Origin of the sequence: Pseudoflavonifractor sp. 60 (genome assembly GCF_009911645.1) — a bacterium.
In the GTDB taxonomy this organism is placed as follows: Bacteria; Bacillota; Clostridia; order Oscillospirales; family Oscillospiraceae; genus Lawsonibacter.
Map to the genome: position 1 here is coordinate 21,611 of NZ_QWKI01000077.1, position 20,155 is coordinate 41,765.

The following is a 20,155-nucleotide window of genomic DNA, read 5'->3' on the forward strand; positions in this document are numbered from 1 at the left end:
CACGTCTGGGGGTTGCCTATGTTTACTGGTTTTGTGCGCACCATCATCCTATACATTTTAATTACCGCCGGTGTGCGGCTGATGGGCAAGCGGCAGGTGGGGGAGCTGGAACCCTCTGAGCTGGTGCTGTCCCTGATTATTGCCGACCTGGCCTCAGTGCCTATGCAGGACTATGGCATTCCTCTGCTCACCGGAGTGGTGCCGATCATAACCCTGCTGTCCCTGACCATGATTCTGTCGGTGCTCACTATGAAGAGCGTCCGGTTTCGGACCATCATGTGCGGCAGGCCCAGCATAATTATTGCCAACGGGACGCTGGACCAGCGGGAGATGGCCAAGAACCGGCTGACGGTGGACGAGCTGCTGGAGGAGCTGCGGGGCAAGGGCTATACCGACCTGAGCCAGGTGCGTTACGCCATTCTGGAGACCAACGGCCAGCTGTCGGTGCTGCCCTACGCCAACCAGAAGCCCCCTACGGCCCGGGACCTGAAGGTGTCGGTGGAGGAGGGGGGCCTGCCCCGTGTCGTGGTCAGCGACGGGCGGCTGCTGGAGCATAACCTGAAAGCGCTGGGACACGACCGCCCCTGGCTGGAGCAGCAGCTGAAGCAGAAGGGGTGCCGGGAGCTGTCCAAGGTATTTCTGCTGCTGGTGGACGAGGCGGACGGGGTATACCTGGCCCAAAAGGAGACGTAGGGGCGCGCCCCTGCACAGTGACATGGGAGGAGATGCCAATGAGACGACTTTGGATCGCGGCGGGGCTGCTGGTTCTGCTGCTGTGCGCCAGCCTGGCCAACGGCTGGTATGCCGGGAAGCTCACCGGCGCCATGGGGGAGCAGCTGCGTCAGGCCCAGATCCAGGCGGAGCAGGGGAACTGGACCCAGGCGGAGTCCCTGACCAGGCAGGCCTACCTGGACTGGCAGAGGGACCACTTCTATTTCCACACCACCATGCGCCACAGCGACACCGACCAGATTCTGCGCTCCTTCCGCGCGGTGCTGGAATATGTGCGCCTTCAGGAGCCCGACCAGTACAACGCCGCCAACGCCGACCTCATCGCCCAGCTGGAGCTGTTGGCGGAGATGGAACAGCCGGCGGCGGTCAACGTGCTGTAAAGAAGGAAGAGGGGCTGTAAAAAACTCTGCAAAAAAGACAGTGCTGGTTTCCTGCGGCTTTAATCTCCACAAATTCCATCTGAACTCCCTGCGCAGACCTCTTGCCGCCTGATTTTTTTGATATGGTATCCACAGTTCGGCGGTTTTCCACACCAGTTCCCTTTTTGCGCCCGTTTTCCGTTCCTTTTTGCAGAAAGCAAAGGCCTCCTCTGATTCGAGGGGCCTTTGCTTTCATAGAGACGCTTTTTTACAGCCCCCATTGATATCTTCCGCATACTGATCCCCTAAGGCAGGAGGGCGGACCAATCCAACAGGAATAGGGCCGCCGACAGCAAATCGGCACAGCCGCCGGGCGAGAGGTTTCTGCGGATAAATTCTCTGTCCAGCGCAGCGATCTCCTCCATCTCAGGCATGGGGCAGCCCTCCAGCAGCCGGGCACAGTTCTCCGCCCCCTTTTTGGCACCCTCCGCCCCGCCCCGGGCGGCCATATTGGTATCGGCCACCTGGGCAATCAGGTGGAGCAGGGCGATAGCCCCGGCATCGTTTCGGCTCCGGCCCGCCGCCAGCGCCTGCCGCAGGGCGGGGAGGGCAATCCGGGAGACGCCGGGAAAGCCCTGGGCCGCCTCCCCCCGAATCCCGGACAGCCCCCGCTCCAGGTAGAGCCGTTCCCCGGCGGTGCGGGCCGTCCTCCCCTCCAATTCGGCCATGTCGGCCGTCACGGCGGAGGAGACCATGCGGGCACACTCCTCTAAAATGGCCTCCGGCTCCCGGCAGGGCTGTTCCGCCCTCCACAGCCGGCCCACCGCGCCGCAGATGGTCCCCAGGGTAAAGATGGCTCCCTTGTGGGTATTGACCCCCTCTGTGGCAGTGAACATGGTGCGCTCCGCCTGGCGGCCCGCCTCCCGCAGCAACCGGAAGGTCTCCTCCGGTCTCTGCCGGGCGCTCTCCTGGCCCCTTTGGACGCACCGGCTCCAGTAGGGGGCCAGGGCGGCGGCGGCGGCGGTGAAGGTGAAGATGTCCATATCCCGGTGACTGCCGTTGTTGGCCCGATCTACCAGACCGGGCTTGGGAGTTACACACACCTCGTCCAGCAGGGCTCGGGTCACCAGGGCGGCGGCCTGCTCCCGGTCAGCAATACGAAAGTGCTCCTCCATAATGCGGCGGGCAGCCCCCTGGAGCTGCTCCACCCTGTGGACCCTGCGGGAGGCGCAGCCCTTCCCTGCCGCGCCGCACACAATACAGTTCCGGGGCCCGCCCCCCACCTCCTCCCGGCCCAGCTTCCGCCCGCCTGCGTCCAGCACGTCCATATCAAACAGCCGCCCCAGAGGGGAACCGTCCTCAATGGAAGTACACAGCGCTTTCAGCTCCCGGGCGCCGCCGCCGGTGGCCCAGATGGACTCCATGCCGGTGTTCTCGCTCCACTGGACGGTCTCCCACAGCGGAATCCGGGCGGCCTGGAGGGCGGCGCGCAGCTGCTGGACCCCTGCGTGGTAGGCCCGGGCAATCAGGGGGGACTGTTTCACCGGCCCGGGGATGTTCATGGTAAAGGAGATCAGCGGCGTCCCCCATTTCTCCCGCATCTGCTCCTGCCGGAGGACCCGGCGCTCCCGGGCCTCCAGCATCTCCATCAAGGTCACTTCCTGTTCCATGCCGCCCCTCCTCATTGGTGAATCACATTCTGTGCGCGCTGAATGGCGTCAATCACCGCCCTGGCCTCCGGGGCGTGAAAGTAGTTCCAGGTACAATCCGGCACCAGAGGCCGGATGTCCTCCAGCTGCTCGTCGTGGATTAGCTGCCGCACTGCGCTGGCGCTCACTGGTTTGCCGTTCTTCTCCAGCCGGGGGACCACCCGGCACTCAAGCCCCAGCTCCGGCAGGCGGCGGATCATCTCCTGGTTGTACAGAGCGGTAACACGGCTGGCCCGCTCCTCCCCCACGTAGCGGCGGGTTATATTCAGGCAGGGGGCAATTTTCCTGAAGACTGCCAAGTCCAGGGCGGCATGGGTCCGGACCACGGTATCCTCATCCTTTAAAAAGTAGCTGGGAAAGGTGGCGGCGCTGACCATGTAGGGCCCGGAGTCGTGGCAGATCACGTTGGACAGGTGGGCCGTCCCCTCTTGAACCCGTCTCTTCCGCACCGCAAAGGGAATGGGCCCCGCCTCCTCGCTGAGGACAAAGAGGTGGACGACGTCGCTCTCCGCTGCCGCCCGCTCCACCAGATGGAGGTGGCCCAGAGTGAAAGGATTGGCGTTCATCACAATGGCGGCGGAGGTCCCCTTCCGGCGGTTCTTCTCCAGGGCAGCGCAGTACCTGGCAAAGCCCTGGCAGCGGTTCTCCATAAAGACCAGGTTGTCCAGGCGGACGATCTGATAAAAACCCAGGTCCCCGAAAAATTTAGCGCTCTGGGGCTTGGTGCAGAGAAACAGGTGGGTGTTCCCCCGTTCCGCCTGGACCTCCATCAGGCGGCCCACAATCTGATTCAGCAGCCCCGCCCCCTGACGCTCCCGGTCCACCGCCAGACAGCGGATGGTATTTCCATAGCAGCTCCCGGTGGCGGCCAGCCGCCAGTCACTATCAAAAATACCGCAGGTGTAGTCCAGATTGCCGTCCCGCTGGATGCCCTCCTGCTCCAGGAGCCGGTCCACCTGCCTCTGGGCCCTTGCGTCTCGGGGGGAGATGACGGTCAGTGTGTCGCCCATGAAAATCACCTCAAATTTCAGTATAGCACAAACCCGGCGGTTCAAAAAGCCCCTGACGCCGCGGGTTCGCAAACGCCAGGGGAGTGGGGAAAGGGGGGGCTTACAGCGGTATGATGCCCAGCAGGATGGCAAACAACATGCACAGGATGGAGAAGCCCCACACATAGAGGAAGCTGTGCTTGATGTGGTCCTTGATGTCCACGTCGGCCAGACCGGTGCCCAGCAGGGTTGCGGGGACCATAGGGCTGATGAAGGTGGCGCAGTTGCGGCAGACCACCATAGCTACGGCGATGGGCAGGGCCTCCACGCCAAAGCCCTGACCAATGGCGATCATCACAGGGAGCATACCATAGAAGTAGCTGTCGGTGTCGAAGGCCAGGGCCAGAGGCACAGACAGAATCCCGATGACCAGCGGCAGCTGCTGGCCCAGGGCGCCGGGCAGAATATCCCGGATGATGTTGGCCAGACAGCGGACCACGCTGAGGGTCGCGTCCGGGGGAATCTCCATGGTCTTGGCGCTGATGACCGCGCCGGAGGCGTCAAAGCTGGTGGTAAGAACCCCCATAAGCACCGCGGCCCCCATCAGAGTGGAGCACATCATCAGGGCGGGGCCGGCGTGAAGGTTGATGATTTTCTTGTGCATTTTAGAGTCCAGGCCGTAGTTGATTAGAATGGAGGCGGCCACGCCCAGCATGAAGGGGAGGTAGCTGGGGAATTTGTCCCAGACCAGCAGGGCAATCACCCCGAGGGTCAGCAGGATATTGAACAGGAACAGCTTGGGGCGGGCCAGGTCGTTCTGCGCCTCCCGGGCGGCCTCATCCAGGACCACGTCCCCCTCCAGTTGGGCCAGCCTGCCGTTGAGACCGGCCCCCCGCCGCTGCTCCTGGACACCGGCCAGAACGGCGTGGGCCAGGCAGAGCACAATCCCAAAGGCCTGGATGGGCAGCAGGGTACTCCACAGGTCGCTGGCCTCAATGCCCAGCACGGTGGCCGCCCGGGCGGTGGGGCCCGACCAGGGCATCAGATTCAGCACGCCCATGGCCAGCACGCTGACCCGCAGCAGGGTTGTGGGCCGCATGTGCATCTTCTTGTAGACGGGCAGCATGGAGGGGACCACAATGCAGAAGGTGGAGGCCCCGCCGCCGTCCAGATGTCCGATAAGAGCAATCACGGTGGTCATCACGGTGACCCCAATAACACTGTTGCCCACCAGTTTCATCAGCCTGCCGATGATGACGTCAACCATCCCGGCGTCGGTCATAATGCCGAAATACAGCACCGAGAAGACAAACAGAGCGGCGGTGGGAGCGGTGGAGCTGAAGCCGGTCTTAATCATGGCCTCCACACCGTCCAGGGGGATATAGCCGCCCAAAACCAGGACCATCGCCAGGATAAAGGGGAACACAATGAAGGCAATGCTGGGAAGGGTCCTGCTCTGGAACAGAGTCACCACAATGGCGACAATACACAGCAGTCCCAGAATACCTACTACAGTTTCCGTCATAATACGTACCTCTTTCCGTTCGGTTTCGCTCAGTCCAGCGTGAAGGGCTTAATCTTCCGCACCACGTCCAGGATGGTGCCGTCCCGGGCCTCCAGCACAGCCACCACTTTGTCCTCCCACTTCAGACTATCGGGGCGGCCCACCAGGGAGTAGGCCTTTTCCTTCAGCGCCTCAATGGGGACATGGGGGATGCCGGCCTTGTCCAGACATTCCATCAGGTCGGGGCGCAGGGGATTGACGGCGACGCCGTAGTCGGTGACCAGCACGTCCACGCAGTCGCCGGGGGTGGTGACGGTGACCACGTGCTCGCAGACGGTGGCCATCCGCCCCCGGACCAGGGGGGCCACGATGACGCACACCTTGCTCCCCGCCGTCGCGTCCGGGTGACCTCCGGGGGCCCCCCGCAGGACGCCGTCGGAGCCGGTGAGGACGTTGACGTTGAAGCCGGTGTCGATCTCCAGGGCGGCCAGCACCACAAAGTCCAGCTTGTTGACGAAGGCCCCCTTGTTGGCGGGGTTGGCGTACTGGCTGGCGCTCATCTCGCAGTGGCCCGGGGTTGTGTGGATGGACTGCACCGCGTCCAAGTCGAAGTCCTGCACGTCGATAACCTTGCCCACCTTGCCCTTTTTCAACAGCTCCACCATAGGGCCGCAGATGCCGCCAATGGCCCAGCCCATTTTGATGTTCCGCTGGTCCATGTACTGCTCCAGAAACAGGTTGGCGGCCAGACTGGGCCCGCCCACGCCGGTCTGGAAGGAAAAACCGTCCTTGAACCAGGGGGTTGAGGCAATCACCTTGGCCACGTTTTCAGCCATCATCAGGTCCCGGGGATTCTGGGAAATCCGGGCGGCGGCAGAGGCAATTTTTTGGGGATTGCCGATGGAGTCCACCACTACAACTGCGTCCACGTCGATGGCCTCCACGCTGGCGGGGAGGTTGGGAAAGTCCACCAGGCAGTCGGTGACCACCACCACGTGGTCGGCGTATTTGGCGTCGGTCATGGCGTAGCCCATGGAGCCGCAGTCCGACTTGCCGCCAATCCCCCGGCAGTTGCCCGCGCAGTCGCTGGTGGGGGCGGCAATGAAGGCAATGTCAATGTGGACCTCGCCCCCCTCAATGGCCCTGGGGCGTCCCCCGTGGGAGCGGATGATCGCAGGGGTCTTCAGCTTTCCGGCGGACACCACCTCACCCATCCGCCCCCGAATGCCGGAGGTCTGGAGGCCCACCACCTTGCCCGCCTCAATGTAACCGGCAATGGGATCGTGGGCGGCGCCCAGGCTGGAGGCGGCAATGGTCAGCTCCTCCAGGCCCAGCTCCTCAATGGCGGCCTGCATCACCATGTTCACCACATAGTCCCCGTCCCGGAGATGGTGGTGGAAGGAGAAGGTCATGCCGCTTTTGGCCCCGCAGTCCTTCAAAGCCTGGACAATGGAGTCCACCACCTTGCTCTCCCGGGGGGTCTCGTACCGCCGGGTGCGGGGGGCAGCCTTCTGGAGATACTTGCCGTCCATGTAGTTCTTGCCCTGGTAGACCTCCCTGCCGTTGACCAGCAGGGCGTCGGGAATTTCTCTTCCAACCGCGTTCTTCATACCAAATCCCCCTCATACATGCCGCAGGCCCGGGCCAGCCGGAGGGTCCGCTCCGCGCCGGGCAGGAAGGCGATGTCAATCATTTTTCCGTCCACTGTAAACACGCCCAGGCCCTGCTCCGCGTTCTCCTTGATGGCCCGGACGATCTTCTCCGCCTGGATGACCTCCTTCTCAGTGGGGGCAAAGACCTCGTGGACAAAGCGGATCTGCTTGGGATTGATAAGGCTCTTGCCGTCAAAGCCCATGGCCTTGTTCTGCCGGACCTCCGCCTCAAAGCCCTCCTGGTCGTCCAGGTCGGTGAACACCGTGTCGAAGCACTGGATGCCCGCCGCTCGGGCCGCCAGCAGCATCTGGCCCCGGGCGAAGAGCATATCAATACCGTCATGCTGGGGGGTTGTCTGCATACACTTGCGGAAGTCGCCGCCGGAGATGGCGACCCCGAACATCCGCTCGGAGGCGGAACAGATCTCATAGGCGTTCAAAATGCCCTTGGGACTCTCCAGAGCAGCCATGAGAAGGGTGCGGCCCACCTCTGCGCCAAACTCTTGTTCAGCCTCCTCCACCGCCTGTTCCACGGTGTGGACGTCCTGGGCGCTCTCGCACTTGGCAATGCGAATGCCGTCGGCCCCGCCGGCCACGCACACTCGCACGTCCTCCCGCCAGTGGGGGGTGTCCAGGCCGTTGATGCGGACAATGACCTCGGTACCGCCGTAGTCGATGGTGGTCAGGGCGTGGTACAGGGAGAAGCGGGCGGCGTCCTTCTGATTCTCGGCCACCGCGTCCTCCAGGTCCAGCATGATGGAGTCGCAGCCATAGATGTAGGCGTCCTTGATAAGGCCGGGCTTCTGGGCGTTCATAAACATCATGGTCCGGCGCAGGCGGAACCGCTCCGGCTTGGGACGAGGGATCATCGCACCGCACCTCCCCAGGGGATATTTGCCGCCGACTGGCCGCAGCTGCGGAACACCGCGCACTCCACCCGGGCTTTCAGGGTACAGTCCAGGGCCCCCTTGTCTACCACAATAACCCGGGCATTTTTGACCTCCAGCCGCTCCAGGGTCTCCAGCACCGTGGCCTTGATCTGGCGGCCATAGGGGTTCATCACACTGCTGGTGAGGGTCAGCTCAATGCCCCTCTCTCCCGGCTCCACCGTCACCTGGGCGTCGCTGGACTCCAGGGTCCCCGCAATGGCCGGCTTCAAAATTTCCATTTCCTGCGCCTCCTTGATTGTTCGGTGTATTGTCCCTTTGATGGGTCCAGTTTAACATTCCAGGCATTAGGTTTCAAATACGCTTTTTCCAAATTAAGAATAAGTTTTTTATTATAAGCCGGGAAAATAGTTGACAATCATAATCTATATGTTATGATTAACAAAATGTTTTCCCTATCGCTTTTGTGGATTGTGCCGTACCGGAGGGAGGATTTTCTGTGAATCTGAAACAGGCCCATTATATCCGCACCATCGCTCAGGAGGGCAGCATCACCGGGGCAGCCAAGAAGCTCTATGTCAGCCAGCCCTCTCTCAGCCAGATGCTTAAGCAGGTGGAGGGGGAGCTGGGGCTTGCGCTGTTTGACCGCAGCGTCTCCCCCTTCTGCCTCACCTACGCCGGGGAGAAGTACCTCCAGGCCGCCGAGGTGATTCTGGCCGTCCACGAGAGGCTGGAGAACCAGATGCAGGAGATTCGGGAGGAAAACAGCGGCCGCCTGCGCCTGGGCATCAGCGTCCAGCGGGCGATGCAGGTGCTCCCCCTGGCTCTGCCCTGGTTTGCCGCCCAGTTTCCCCACGTGACTCTGGAGCTCATAGAGCGGGGCAGCGCCGACCTGGAGGAGCTGGTGGTGCAGGGCAAGGTGGATCTGGCGCTGGCCGCCATTGAGTCCACCAGTCCCCGGCTGGCCTATGAGCTCATTGAGGAGGAGGTGATTGGCATCTTGGCGGGGAAGCACGCGGGACTGGCCTCCAAGTACCCGAACGGGACCCCCATCTCCCTGGATATGGCCGGCGAGGAAACCTTTGTCTGCCTGAAGAAGGGCCACAGCATTCGGATTGTCCAGGATGACCTGTTCCGGCGCTGCGGCCTTGAGCCAAATATTCTGTTGGAGACCGACTCGCTGGAGGTGGCCCGCCGGGTTGCGCTGGGGACGGGGAGCTGTATGCTGTGCTCCAACATCTACGCCGACGATCTGGTCCGCCGTCAGGGAGTCTTTTATCCCCTCCGGGGCCACGAAAACCCCCGTCATTTCTACGCCTGCTACCCCAAAGACGCGGACCTGCCCCACTACGCCCGGGAATTGATTCAAATTGTGACCCGAGTTCTGCGCCAGGCAAGTTTGGGCGCTTGAACGGAGGGCTGGGTTGTGGTAAAATAGGGCTATCAAATTACGGGGGAGGCTATTCGGATGAACGAACAGGCCAGAGAGAGACAATTCCACATCCAGTGCGCGGCTGGAGAGGTGGGGGGCTACTGCATTCTGCCCGGCGACCCGGGGCGGTGCGAAGCCATTGCCCAGCACTTCGACAGCCCGGTCCACGTCCAGACCAACCGGGAGTATGTCACCTACACCGGTACCCTGCTTGGGGAGAAGGTGAGCGTGGTATCCACCGGCATCGGCGGCCCCTCCGCCTCCATCGCCATGGAGGAGCTGGTCAACCTGGGGGTCCACACCTTTGTCCGGGTGGGCACCTGCGGCGGCATCGACCTGCCGGTTCAGAGCGGCGACCTGGTGGTGGCCACCGGAGCGGTGCGCATGGAGGGGACTAGCCGGGAGTACGCCCCCATCGAGTGGCCCGCCGTCCCCGATTTTACGGTGACCTGCGCCCTGGTGGAGGCCTGTAAGGGGCTGGACTACCCCTGGCACGCCGGGGTCGTCCAGTGCAAGGACTCCTTCTACGGCCAGCACTCCCCCGCCCGGATGCCGGTGAGCTATGAGCTGGAGCAGAAGTGGGAGGCCTGGAAGCGGCTGGGAGTGCTGGCCTCTGAGATGGAGTCCGCCGCCCTCTTCACCGTGGCCGCCGCCCGCCGGGTCCGGTGCGGCTCCGTGTTCCACGTCATCTGGAACCAGGAGCGGGAGAAAGCCGGCCTGGACCAGAAGGAGTCCCACGACACCCAGGCGGCCATCACCGTGGGGGTTGAGGCGCTGAAAATTTTGATTCAGCAGGACCGGTCTGAGCGGCGGTTGGACCGCTTCCTGGAGGAGCTGAGGGCTATCCCCTGGCTGGAGCACTGCGGAGAGTCCAGCCAGGCGTACCGGGTTGAGCCCTCCCTGTTCCAGGCCTGGGACAACTGGAACGGAGAGATGCTGGCGGTGTGGGAGCCGGAGACCTGCCGCCTGGAGGAGCAGGCCCGGGCGCGGTTGGGAGATGACGAGATTGACAAGGTGTTTGAAGCTGTCTCCGACGCGGTGAGTGAACGGCTGTGGCAGAGCTGGCGCACCTTTGTCCAGCGGATGTCGCTGGAGGAGGAGAGCGGCCTGGAACAGGAGTGGATGGACTTTGTGAAGCGGGACCTGGCCTGGGCCTGCGTGGAGCGTCTGATGGGGGAGGAGGGATTTTTCACCTCCATCCTAGGGGTCTACCGGCAGGGACGCCTGCCCTGCGCCTGGGAGGGGACCTATCCGGAGGGACGCTTTGTGGTGCTGTAAGGGACGCGCCCTGTGAGATTCCCGGCCCGCCCTCCAGGGCGGGCTGGTTCCTCAGGGGAAAACCGTCAAGATTTTTGACGAAAATTATTGACATTTCTCTCATAACCCGCTATAGTGTATCTCGCTATCCGTGAAAGCCGGTCACCACACCACCGTCCCCCCAGGACGGTCTAGCCGCCCGGTGAATAAATCGAGGGAGCTGAAAAGGTAAAAAAGAAAGAAATGGGGGAGGATACATGTCCAAGGAGTTGATCCGCCTGGCCAACTGCACCATGGCGTTCGACGAGGATATCGTACTCGACAAAATCAATTTAAGCATCAAGGATAAGGAATTCCTCACACTGCTCGGGCCCAGCGGGTGCGGCAAGACAACCACGCTCAGAATCATTGGTGGTTTTCAGACGCCTACCGCTGGAGATGTATGGTTCGACGGGGTGAGGATTAATGCTGTCCCGCCCCACAAGCGGACCATCAACACGGTCTTCCAGAAATACGCCCTGTTCCCGCACCTGAACGTGTATGAGAACATCGCCTTTGGCCTGCGCATTCCCAAGGCGGACGCCAGCGGGAAGAAGGTCAAGCTCCCCGAGGAGGAGATCGACCAGCGGGTTACCGAGATGCTGGAGATCGTCAACCTCCGGGGTTTCGACAAGCGGCGGATCACCCAGCTCTCCGGCGGTCAGCAGCAGCGGGTCGCCATTGCCCGGGCGCTGGTCAACCGGCCCAAGGTGCTGCTGCTGGACGAGCCCCTGGGGGCGCTGGACTTAAAGCTGCGCAAGGATATGCAGAATGAACTCAAGCGCATCCAGAAGGCCATGGAGATCACTTTCATCTATGTGACCCACGACCAGGAGGAGGCCCTGGCCATGTCCGACACGGTGGTGGTGATGGACGCGGGCAAGATCCAGCAGATTGGCAGCCCGGAGGATATTTACAACGAGCCCCAAAACGCCTTTGTGGCCGACTTCATCGGGGAGTCCAACATCATCGACGGCATTATGCGCAGCGACGGGGTCGTAGAGATCTTCAACCGCAGATTTCACTGCCTGGACGGGGGCTTCGACAGGGACGAGCCGGTGGACGTGGTCATCCGCCCCGAGGACGTGGACATTGTCCCCGAGGACCAGGGCCAGCTGAAGGGGACAGTGACCTCCGTCACCTTCAAGGGGATGCAGTACGATATCATTGTGGATTTCTATGGCTTCAAGTGGCTGATCCAGACCACCGACCTGTCCCCGGTGGGCAGCCGCATCGGCATCAAGATCGACCCCGACGGTATCCACGTGATGAAGAAGAGCGAGTACTCCGGCATATTCGGCGACTACTCCTCCTACTCCGAGGAGTACGAGGAGATCACCAGCTTTGAGCCGGATGAGGAGGAGCGCGGAGATGAAGAGTAGACTTTCCGGGTTCGCCGTCCCCTATGTGGTGTGGATGGCTCTGATGGTGGTCATCCCCATCCTCATTATGGTTGTGTACGCCTTCACCACGTCGGAGTTTGAGGGCACACTGGAAAATTTTGCTGAGATGGGGGTCTACGCCTCCGTCTTTACGCGCTCCTTCCGGCTGGCGCTGATTGCCACGCTGGTATGTCTGCTCATCGGCTATCCGGTGTCCTACTGGATGGCCCACGAGGGTCCGGGCTTCCAGCGGGTTGCAATGGCGCTGATCATGCTCCCCATGTGGATGAACTTCCTTCTGCGCACCTACTCCTGGATGTCCATCCTGGAGAACAACGGCCTGCTGAATCAGCTGTTCCGGAATATCGGCCTGGTGGATGTGTATAATCAGATTGCTGTTCGCTTTGCCGCCGACCCGGCGCTCTATAAGCCCACCGACTATATCCCCATCATCGGCACCTCCGGGGCGGTGGTGCTGGGGATGGTGTACAACTACCTGCCCTTTATGATCCTGCCCATCTACTCGGTCATCGTCAAGCTGGACCACTCCCTGCTGGAGGCCGCCCGGGACCTGGGCGCCGACAGCCGGCGGGTGTTCCGGAAGGTGATCCTGCCCCTGTCCCTACCCGGGGTCCTGTCCGGAGTTACCATGGTGTTCGTCCCCTCCGTGTCCACCTTTGCCATCTCCCGCCTGCTGGGCGGCGGGACTCAGCTGATGCTGGGAGACTTGATTGAACAGCAGTTCCTGGGCGGCGCCTACAATCCCCACCTGGGGGCGGCCATCTCCATGGTGATGATGGTCATTGTGGTAGTGTGTATGGTGGTGATGAATCGCTTCGGTGAGGGCGAGGAACAGGCGGTGATGCTATGAAAAAGCAAAACCGTCTGGGCAGCCGGCTGCTCATTGGACTGATGTTCCTGTTCCTCTATGCCCCCATCCTTCTGTTGATCGTATTCTCCTTCAACGCGGGGGACTCCAGCGCCGTGTGGAAGGGCTTTTCCCTCCACTGGTATGGAAAGCTGTTCCAGAACCGGCTGATTATGGAGAGCGTCTATACTACTCTGCTGGTCTCCCTGCTGGCCACCGCCATTGCCACAGCGGCGGGCACCTTTGCCGCCATCGGTCTGTACAGTCTGGGCCGGAAAAAGCGGGAGGCTCTGCTCACTGTGAACAACATCCCCATGATGAACGCCGACATTGTCACCGGCGTCAGCCTGTGCCTGTTCTTCGTGGCCTTCTTCCAGGGCTGGGGGACCTTTGCTAGGTGGTTTAACGACCTTCAGAGCGTGGTGGAGCTGCCGGAACGGCTGGTACTGGGCTTTGGGACCCTGCTGCTGGCCCATGTGTCCTTCAACATCCCCTACGTCATCCTCAACGTGGCCCCCAAGCTGCGCCAGATGGACCGGAACCTGATGGACGCGGCCCAGGACCTGGGCTGCACCTGGATGCAGGCCTTCTGGAAGGTGATGCTGCCGGAGATCAAGCCGGGGATCGTGTCCGGGGCCCTTATCGCCTTCACCATGTCCATTGACGACTTTATTATCTCCTACTTTACCGCCGGGTCGGCCAGCTCCACCCTGGCCATGACCATCTACGGCATGACCAAGAAGCGGGTCACCCCGGAGATCAACGCGGTTTCCACTTTGCTGTTCCTGTCGGTGCTGGTGCTGCTGGTGCTGTCCAACCTGAAGGAAGTCCGCGCGGAGGCCCGGAGCCGGAAAGGGGCGGCCCACCGGTCCACCGCTCTGGAGAAGCTGGGACAGAGGATTGCGGAGCCCCGCTTCCGCTGGGTTCGCCGGGGGACGGCGGCGGCGCTGGCCTGCGCCTTCCTTTTCACTGTGGTGGTGCTGGCCAAGGAGACCGGCTCCCGTCCGGTGGTCAATGTGTGCTCCTGGGGGGAGTATATTGACGAGGACCTGATAACCCAGTTTGAGGACACCACCGGCATTCGGGTCAACTACCAGACCGCCGAGAGCAACGAGACTCTGTACTCCCTGCTGAAAAGCGGCGGCGCGGACTACGACGTGGTGGTCCCCTCTGACTATATGATTGGCCGCCTGATTCAGGAGGACATGCTGGACAAGCTGGACTACAGTCAGATTCCCAATTTCTCCCTGATTGACGACCGGTTCAAGCATCTCTCCTACGACCCCGCCAACGAGTACACCGTGCCCTACGCCTGGGGGACTTTGGGCATCATCTACAACACCGCCATGGTGGAGGAGGAGATCACCAGCTGGAGCGCCCTCTATGACGACCGGTACGCCGGCAATGTGCTGCTGATCAACAACTCCCGGGACGCCCTGGGGGAGGCACTGCTCTATCTGGGCTACTCGGTCAACACCACCGACGAGGGGGAGATCCGCCAGGCCTATGAGCTGGTGGCTGACGCCAACCGCCGGGGCGTGTTCCAGGGCCGGGTTATGGACGAGGTATTGCAGAAGATGGAGGGGGGCAACGCTGCCATTGCCACCTACTACGCTGGTGACTATATCTCCATGCTGGAGAACAACGAGGACCTGGCCTTTGTCATCCCGGAGGAGGGCTCCAACTGGTTTGTGGACGCCATGTGTATGCTCAAGGACGCCCCCCACCAGAAGGAGGCCCATATGTGGATGAACTTTATCGCCTCCACAGAGTCTAATCTGATGAATATGGACTACATCGGCTATGCCTCCCCCAACCGGGAGGCGCTGGAGCGGTACCCCGCCTACTACGAGGAACTGTACGGCGAGGAGCTGGAGCCCGAGATCTACGATATCATGGTCACGCCCCCCGAGATCCTGGAGCGCTGCGAGGCCTACCTCAACCTGCCCGCCGCGACGCTGAATCTGTACAACACCCTCTGGACCCAGATGGGCGTGAATTGATGGAGGAATCCCCACCGCAAACAAAATGACCGCCCCCGCCTTTCCATCAAAGGCGGGGGCAATCGTGTGTTGGGGAGGATTAGAATTCCAGGTTCTTGCCGTCCTTGTTGAAGACGTGGCAGACGTTGCCGCTGAAGGTGAGGTTGAGCTTATCACCGCGGTGGAAGGAGTCGATGTGCTCGCCGTTGGCATCCATCGTGGGCACGATGACCACCACGTCCTTGCCGTCGGCATTGGCGTGGAAGTGGACCTCGGAGCCCATCATCTCGGAGACCTCGACAGTGGCGGTGAGGGTGTTCCCCGCCTGCTTGGCCAGCACCATGTGGCTGGGACGCACACCCAGGGTGATATCCTGAGCCGCCACCTTGTGGGCCGCCAGATTTTTCTGCTTCTCGGCGGACAGCTCCACCTTGCAGCCGCCCACGGAGACGAAGTACTTGCCGCCCTCGCTGAGCAGCTTGGCGTTGAAGAAGTTCATCTGCGGCATTCCGATGAAGCCCGCAACAAAGATGTTAGCGGGGTGGTCAAAGACCTCCTGAGGAGTGCCAATCTGCTGGATGTAGCCGTCCTTCATAATAACGATCCGGTCACCCAGAGTCATGGCCTCGGTCTGGTCATGGGTGACGTAGATGAAGGTGGTGTTGATCTTCTGACGCAGCTTGATAATCTCGGCCCGCATCTGATTACGCAGCTTGGCGTCCAGGTTGGACAGAGGCTCATCCATCAACAGCACCTTGGGCTCGCGGACGATGGCGCGACCGATGGCCACACGCTGACGCTGGCCGCCGGACAGAGCCTTGGGCTTCCGGTCCAGATACTGGGTGATGTCCAGGATCTCGGCGGCTTCCTTCACGCGGCGGTCGATCTCGCCCTTGTCCATCTTGCGCAGCTTGAGGGGGAAGGCCATGTTCTCGTACACGGTCATATGGGGATAGAGCGCGTAGGACTGGAACACCATGGCGATGTCCCGGTTCTTGGGCTCCACGTCGTTGACCAACTTGCCGTCAATGTACAGCTCGCCGCCGCTGATCTCCTCCAGACCGGCCACCATCCGCAGAGTGGTGGACTTGCCGCAGCCGGAGGGGCCGACCAGCACGATGAACTCCTTGTCGGCGATGTCCAGGTTGAACTGCTGGACCGCGATGACACCCTGGTCCGTGATCTGAAGATTGGTCTTCTTCTCAGGCTCGCCCTTCTTCTTGGCTTTCTTCTGGTCTCCGCTGTGGGGGTAGATTTTGGTGATGCCCTTCAGATTCAGTGTTGCCATTTGCGTTCGGCTTTGATGGAGCGGCCTCCGCCGTCACCATCTCGTCCTGCGGGAGCGAAACCCGCAGGAACTTTACGACAGGTCTCCACACTGCCGCACCGCAAGCCGCGGCGGTTTTTTTCCTCCTTTTGTTTGGTGCCGGGCACTATAGTGATGGAGTAGTGTCCCGACCCGTGGATTATATTTGGAAAGGCGGGCGGACCCGCCCGTTCCAACAGAGAGGATGTCAGACCTCCGCCGTCTGACCTTTGAAGAGGATTGTCCGGATGGACAGATCCTTCTGTTCCAGCAGGACCAGGCTGGCCTCCTTGCCCACATCCAGCGTACCAGCCCGGTTGTCAATGCCGATGGACTGGGCAGGATTGTAGGTACAGGCCCGCACCGCGTCGGCCAGCGGGATCCCGAAGGCCACCGCCTGGCGCAGGCAGCCCATCAGGCTGGTGACGGAGCCGGCCAAGGTCTCCGGGTGGTCCAGGATGGTGGCCCGGTTGCCGTGGACCTCGATCATCTGTCCGCCGAAGGGATACTCCCCGTCGGGCATACCGGTGGCCCGGAGGGAGTCGGAAATGAGGATCATCCTCTCCTTTCCAAAGAGACCAAAGGTGAGCCGGACCACGCCGCCGTGGATATGGATGCCATCGCAGATCAGCTCGGGCTGGACGGCGGGATTTTCCCAGGCCGCACCAATCACGCTGGGCTCCCGGTGATGCAGGCCAGGCATACCGTTGTACAGATGGGTCGCGTGGCTGGCCCCCGCCTCGAAGGCGGCCTTGGCGGTGTTGTAGTCCGCCACAGTGTGGCCCACCGAGACGGTAATGCCCATATCCACAGCGGCCTTGATAAACTCCATAGCTCCGGGCTGCTCGGGGGCCACCGTCACCAGCTTGACACAGCCCTCTGCCGCCTGCTGGAGGCGCTGGAGCATGGGGATGTCGGGGTCGTGGAGGTAGTCGGCGTTCTGCGCCCCCTTCTTGGCAGTACACAGGAAGGGACCCTCCAGATGGAGACCCACCACCTCCGCGCCGCCGGAGTTCTTGGCCCGGTGGGCGGCGGTGTTTTTGCAGATGGCGGTAAGCTGGTCCTCGGGCAGGGTCATGCCTGCGGGACAGATATAGGTGACGCCCTGGGACAGCTCGTAGTCGGCAATTTTTTGCAGGCCGTCAGGGGTTGCGTCGCTGAAATCCTCCCCCACGCAGCCGTGGAAGTGGACGTCCACCAGTCCGGGGATGACATAGCAGCCGCTGGCGTCCAGCAGTTGGCCGTCGCCGTTGGACTGGGAAATCAGGGGACCGTTGGTGCAGAGGTCCCGGGGCGTGAATCCCTGTTCCAGGTCAAAGACCAGTCCGCCGGTAATTCTCATAGGGCGACCCCCGCAGCAATCAGCTTGCTCAGCGCCGCCTCGTCGGCCACCAGCACCACGTTGGGATGGAGCTGGAGAATAGAGCCGGGGCAGTTGGGCGTGATGGGTCTGCAGACGGAGCGGTAAACGGCGTCTGCCTTCTCCTCACCGCTGGCGCACAGCAGCACCTTTTTGGCCCCCATAATGGCACCGATGCCCATACTCAAAGCCTGCTTGGGCACATCGTCCCGGGTTGCGAAGAAGCGGGCGTTGGCGTCGATGGTGCTCTCGGCCAGGTCCACCACGTGGGTCTCCTTGATGAAGCAGTCCCCCGGCTCGTTAAAGCCGATGTGGCCGTTGCGGCCGATGCCCAGCAGCTGGAGGTCCACATAGCCCAGAGAGCGGATGTAGGCATCGTACTGGGCGCACTCGGCGTCGGAGTCGGCGGCCAGGCCGTCGGGGACCCGGGTGTTTTCAGGGCAGATGTCCACGTGGTCAAAGAGGTTGGACTGCATAAAGTAGCGATAGCTCTGGTCGTGGTCGGGAGCCAAGCCCTTGTACTCGTCCAGGTTGACGCTGCGCACGTCCTTAAAGCTGAGGAGACCTTGCTTGTACCAGTCCACCAGGCACTTGTAAGCCCCTTCGGGAGTGGAGCCGGTGGCCAGGCCCAGGATACAGTTGGCCTTGTGGACCACCTCGGCAGCAATGACCTGGGCGGCCCGACGGCTCATAGCGTCATAGTCCTTCTCACGGTAAATAATCATAATACATTCCTCCTTTATTATTGTAATATGAACAGCCAGTATTTTCAAGTATTGTTTGAAAGAAAATTTATCCCTTTACACCGCCGGAGGCCAGACCGCTGACCAGATTCTTCTCGATGCACATAAACAGGATGACCACCGGGATAATGGCGAAGATGGAGGCGGCGAACAGATACTGCCACTCGATCATGTTGTAGCCGTTAAAGGTGTTGATGCCCACGGTGAGGGGCTTGAGGGTATCGGTGGAGATGAGGCACAGGGCCACGGTGTACTCGTTCCAGGCGTTGATGAAGATGAAAATCAGGGTCGTGACGATGCCGGGGGCGGCCACCGGCAGGAGCACCTTAATCATGGACTGGATGCGGTTGCAGCCGTCGATGGTGGCGGCCTGCTCCATATCCGCCGAGATGCCCATAAAGGTGCCCCGGAGCAGCCAGATGGTGAAAGCCTGATTAAAGGCGGCGTTGATGAAGATCAGGCCCCAGAGGCTGTCCGTCAGGTGGAGGACCTGCATCACCTGGTAGATACCGATGAGCAGCACCACCGGGGCGAACATCTGGGAGACGATGACAAAGCCCAAAAAGGCGGTCTGCCCCTTGAACTTCATGCGGGACAGGGCATAGGCGGCGGGGATGCCACACAGCATGGCGATGATGGTGGAGCCGCTGGCGATAAGCAGGGAGTTGAGCATATACTTTGCCATGGGGGCGCGGCTCCAGATGTCAATGAAGTTGGACCACAGAGCGGTGACGGGCAGAATGGTATCGCCAGAGAAAATCTCAACCCGATTTTTCAGGGCGGTACACAGCATGGCGAAGTAGGGATACAGGGTTATGACGCACACGTCCAGCACCACAAAGTAGAGCAGCAGGCGCAGGACCACCTTTTTCAGGGAGAGGGGCTTTTTCACAGTTCCTCATCTCCTTTCCGCAGGGTGTAGATCATGTACACACTGGCGCACATCAGCAGGATGATAAAGCCGATCACTGAGACGGCGGACGCCTCGCCCTGCTTGCCGTTATAGAAGGCCAGCTTATAGAGGTAGGTGACCAGGGTGTCGGTGCGGTTGGCGGGGTCACCCTTGGTCATGGTCCAGATGATGGGGAAGGAGTTGAACACGTAGATAATGTTCAGCACGGTGGACACCGTCAGGGAGGACTTCACCAGAGGCAGGGTGATGCTGAACAGTTTCTGGAAGTAGCCCGCTCCGTCCACGGTGGCGGCCTCGTAGTAAGATGCGTCGATGCTCTGCAGTCCTGACAGCACGCAGAAGCAGACGAAGGGGATGGTGACAAAGATGCCGCAGGCGATTTCCCAGGCGAAATAGGCCGTGGGAGTGGGGGTGAAGTTGATGGACGCGTTCTTGCCGATGATGTGCAGGGTCCGCAGCAGGGTGTTCAGCGTTCCGTAGTCCTTATTGATGATGAAGTTCCACGCGCTGGCCTGGATGACCAGGGTCGTGGCCCAGGGGAAGACCACAATCGCCCGGGCCACTTTGCGTCCCTTGAACTGGTTGTTGAGGATCAGGGCCAGGATGAAGCCCAGCAGGGTTGAGATGAGCACCACGGCGATGGTCCAGAGGATGGTGTTTTTCAGCACAATGGAGAAAGCGGGGTCCTTGATGACCGAGGTGAAGTTTTCAAAATTGTTGAAGCCCTTCAGCTTGCCTGCCCGGGTCACCCTGTTCATGGACAGCTGGAACACCTTGAAGATAGGGGTCACAATGAAAATAGCCATCAGGATAATGCTGGGAGCAATCCAGATATAAGGCTCGATGGTGCGCAGCAGCTTTTTGTTTTGGGGGTTGGGCAGACGGGGCTCTTGCTGGGTCTTTTTTGTCGTGGGGGCTGCCGGGGTTTTTGTACTCACGGAGACACCTCCTTAAATCGTTGAGCGCCTTCCGGCCGTTTTCCAAAGGCGAATTGCGCTGCCGTCCTTGGAAAACGGCTGGAAGAGCCGGGGGGCCGGGCCG

Annotated in this window: 17 protein-coding genes and 1 pseudogene; 7 read left to right on the plus strand and 11 right to left on the minus strand. The window is 61.3% G+C overall.

Translation table 11 applies throughout. The features are described 5' to 3' along the window. The first annotated feature begins 18 nt into the window (after positions 1-18). Both D1646_RS08980 and D1646_RS08985 read left to right on the plus strand, forming a co-directional pair. Positions 19-693 carry a DUF421 domain-containing protein gene (locus D1646_RS08980; RefSeq protein WP_160636141.1) on the plus strand — a complete coding sequence of 225 codons (675 nt, stop codon included), beginning with the start codon at positions 19-21 and terminating at the stop codon, positions 691-693. Between the two features lie 38 nt (positions 694-731). After that, on the plus strand, positions 732-1,112 hold the full coding sequence (locus tag D1646_RS08985) for a DUF4363 family protein (RefSeq protein ID WP_160636142.1): 381 nt from the start codon (positions 732-734) through the stop codon (positions 1,110-1,112). Positions 1,113-1,396: 284 nt separating this feature from the next. Here D1646_RS08985 and citG read toward each other — a convergent pair whose 3' ends face one another. The 6 genes from citG to citD form a co-directional block, all read right to left on the minus strand. Continuing rightward, complete coding sequence (gene citG, locus D1646_RS08990) at positions 1,397-2,761, minus strand: triphosphoribosyl-dephospho-CoA synthase CitG (RefSeq protein WP_160636143.1); 1,365 nt, start codon at positions 2,759-2,761, stop codon at positions 1,397-1,399. A gap of 11 nt (positions 2,762-2,772) precedes the next feature. Then, complete coding sequence (gene citC / locus D1646_RS08995) at positions 2,773-3,810, minus strand: [citrate (pro-3S)-lyase] ligase (RefSeq protein ID WP_160636144.1); 1,038 nt, start codon at positions 3,808-3,810, stop codon at positions 2,773-2,775. A gap of 100 nt (positions 3,811-3,910) precedes the next feature. Continuing rightward, positions 3,911-5,314 (minus strand): SLC13 family permease, encoded by a 1,404-nt coding sequence (locus D1646_RS09000; RefSeq protein ID WP_160636145.1) that lies wholly within the window; start codon positions 5,312-5,314, stop codon positions 3,911-3,913. Between the two features lie 29 nt (positions 5,315-5,343). Beyond that, entirely contained in the window at positions 5,344-6,903 is a 1,560-nt protein-coding gene (citF, locus tag D1646_RS09005) for a citrate lyase subunit alpha (protein WP_160636146.1), read from the minus strand. Further along, the gene (locus tag D1646_RS09010; protein WP_160636147.1) at positions 6,900-7,814 is read right to left on the minus strand and encodes an aldolase/citrate lyase family protein; all 915 of its coding nucleotides are present in this window, start codon (positions 7,812-7,814) and stop codon (positions 6,900-6,902) included. The genes citF and D1646_RS09010 overlap by 4 nt, the downstream gene beginning before the upstream one ends. Continuing rightward, positions 7,811-8,113, minus strand: a complete 303-nt coding sequence (gene citD, locus D1646_RS09015; protein WP_160636148.1) for a citrate lyase acyl carrier protein — start codon at positions 8,111-8,113, stop codon at positions 7,811-7,813. Before citD ends, D1646_RS09010 begins: the two co-directional genes overlap by 4 nt. A gap of 218 nt (positions 8,114-8,331) precedes the next feature. Between citD and D1646_RS09020 the strand changes: the two genes are divergently transcribed. The 5 genes and pseudogenes from D1646_RS09020 to D1646_RS09040 all read left to right on the plus strand — a co-directional run bounded on the left by D1646_RS09020 (position 8,332) and on the right by D1646_RS09040 (position 14,813). Then, entirely contained in the window at positions 8,332-9,243 is a 912-nt protein-coding gene (locus D1646_RS09020) for a LysR family transcriptional regulator (protein ID WP_160636149.1), read from the plus strand. A gap of 57 nt (positions 9,244-9,300) precedes the next feature. Beyond that, positions 9,301-10,074 (plus strand): annotated as a pseudogene (udp, locus tag D1646_RS09025) (uridine phosphorylase); the annotation flags it as partial. Positions 10,075-10,778: 704 nt separating this feature from the next. Next, the gene (locus D1646_RS09030) at positions 10,779-11,942 is read left to right on the plus strand and encodes an ABC transporter ATP-binding protein (protein WP_160636150.1); all 1,164 of its coding nucleotides are present in this window, start codon (positions 10,779-10,781) and stop codon (positions 11,940-11,942) included. After that, complete coding sequence (locus D1646_RS09035; RefSeq protein WP_160636151.1) at positions 11,932-12,813, plus strand: ABC transporter permease; 882 nt, start codon at positions 11,932-11,934, stop codon at positions 12,811-12,813. The genes D1646_RS09030 and D1646_RS09035 overlap by 11 nt, the downstream gene beginning before the upstream one ends. Next, a complete protein-coding gene (locus D1646_RS09040) occupies positions 12,810-14,813 on the plus strand; it encodes an extracellular solute-binding protein (protein WP_160636152.1) in 2,004 nt (667 codons plus the stop codon). The genes D1646_RS09035 and D1646_RS09040 overlap by 4 nt, the downstream gene beginning before the upstream one ends. Before the next feature lie 79 nt (positions 14,814-14,892). On the opposite strand, the gene ugpC is transcribed toward D1646_RS09040, so the two are convergent. The 5 genes from ugpC to D1646_RS09065 all read right to left on the minus strand — a co-directional run bounded on the left by ugpC (position 14,893) and on the right by D1646_RS09065 (position 20,052). Continuing rightward, complete coding sequence (ugpC, locus tag D1646_RS09045) at positions 14,893-16,080, minus strand: sn-glycerol-3-phosphate ABC transporter ATP-binding protein UgpC (protein ID WP_160636153.1); 1,188 nt, start codon at positions 16,078-16,080, stop codon at positions 14,893-14,895. A gap of 226 nt (positions 16,081-16,306) precedes the next feature. Next, on the minus strand, positions 16,307-17,440 hold the full coding sequence (nagA, locus tag D1646_RS09050) for an N-acetylglucosamine-6-phosphate deacetylase (RefSeq protein WP_160636154.1): 1,134 nt from the start codon (positions 17,438-17,440) through the stop codon (positions 16,307-16,309). After that, entirely contained in the window at positions 17,437-18,183 is a 747-nt protein-coding gene (nagB, locus tag D1646_RS09055) for a glucosamine-6-phosphate deaminase (protein WP_160636155.1), read from the minus strand. The genes nagA and nagB overlap by 4 nt, the downstream gene beginning before the upstream one ends. A gap of 67 nt (positions 18,184-18,250) precedes the next feature. Continuing rightward, positions 18,251-19,093, minus strand: a complete 843-nt coding sequence (locus D1646_RS09060) for a carbohydrate ABC transporter permease (RefSeq protein ID WP_160636156.1) — start codon at positions 19,091-19,093, stop codon at positions 18,251-18,253. Further along, a complete protein-coding gene (locus D1646_RS09065; protein WP_347565171.1) occupies positions 19,090-20,052 on the minus strand; it encodes a sugar ABC transporter permease in 963 nt (320 codons plus the stop codon). The genes D1646_RS09060 and D1646_RS09065 overlap by 4 nt, the downstream gene beginning before the upstream one ends. Positions 20,053-20,155 lie beyond the last annotated feature (103 nt).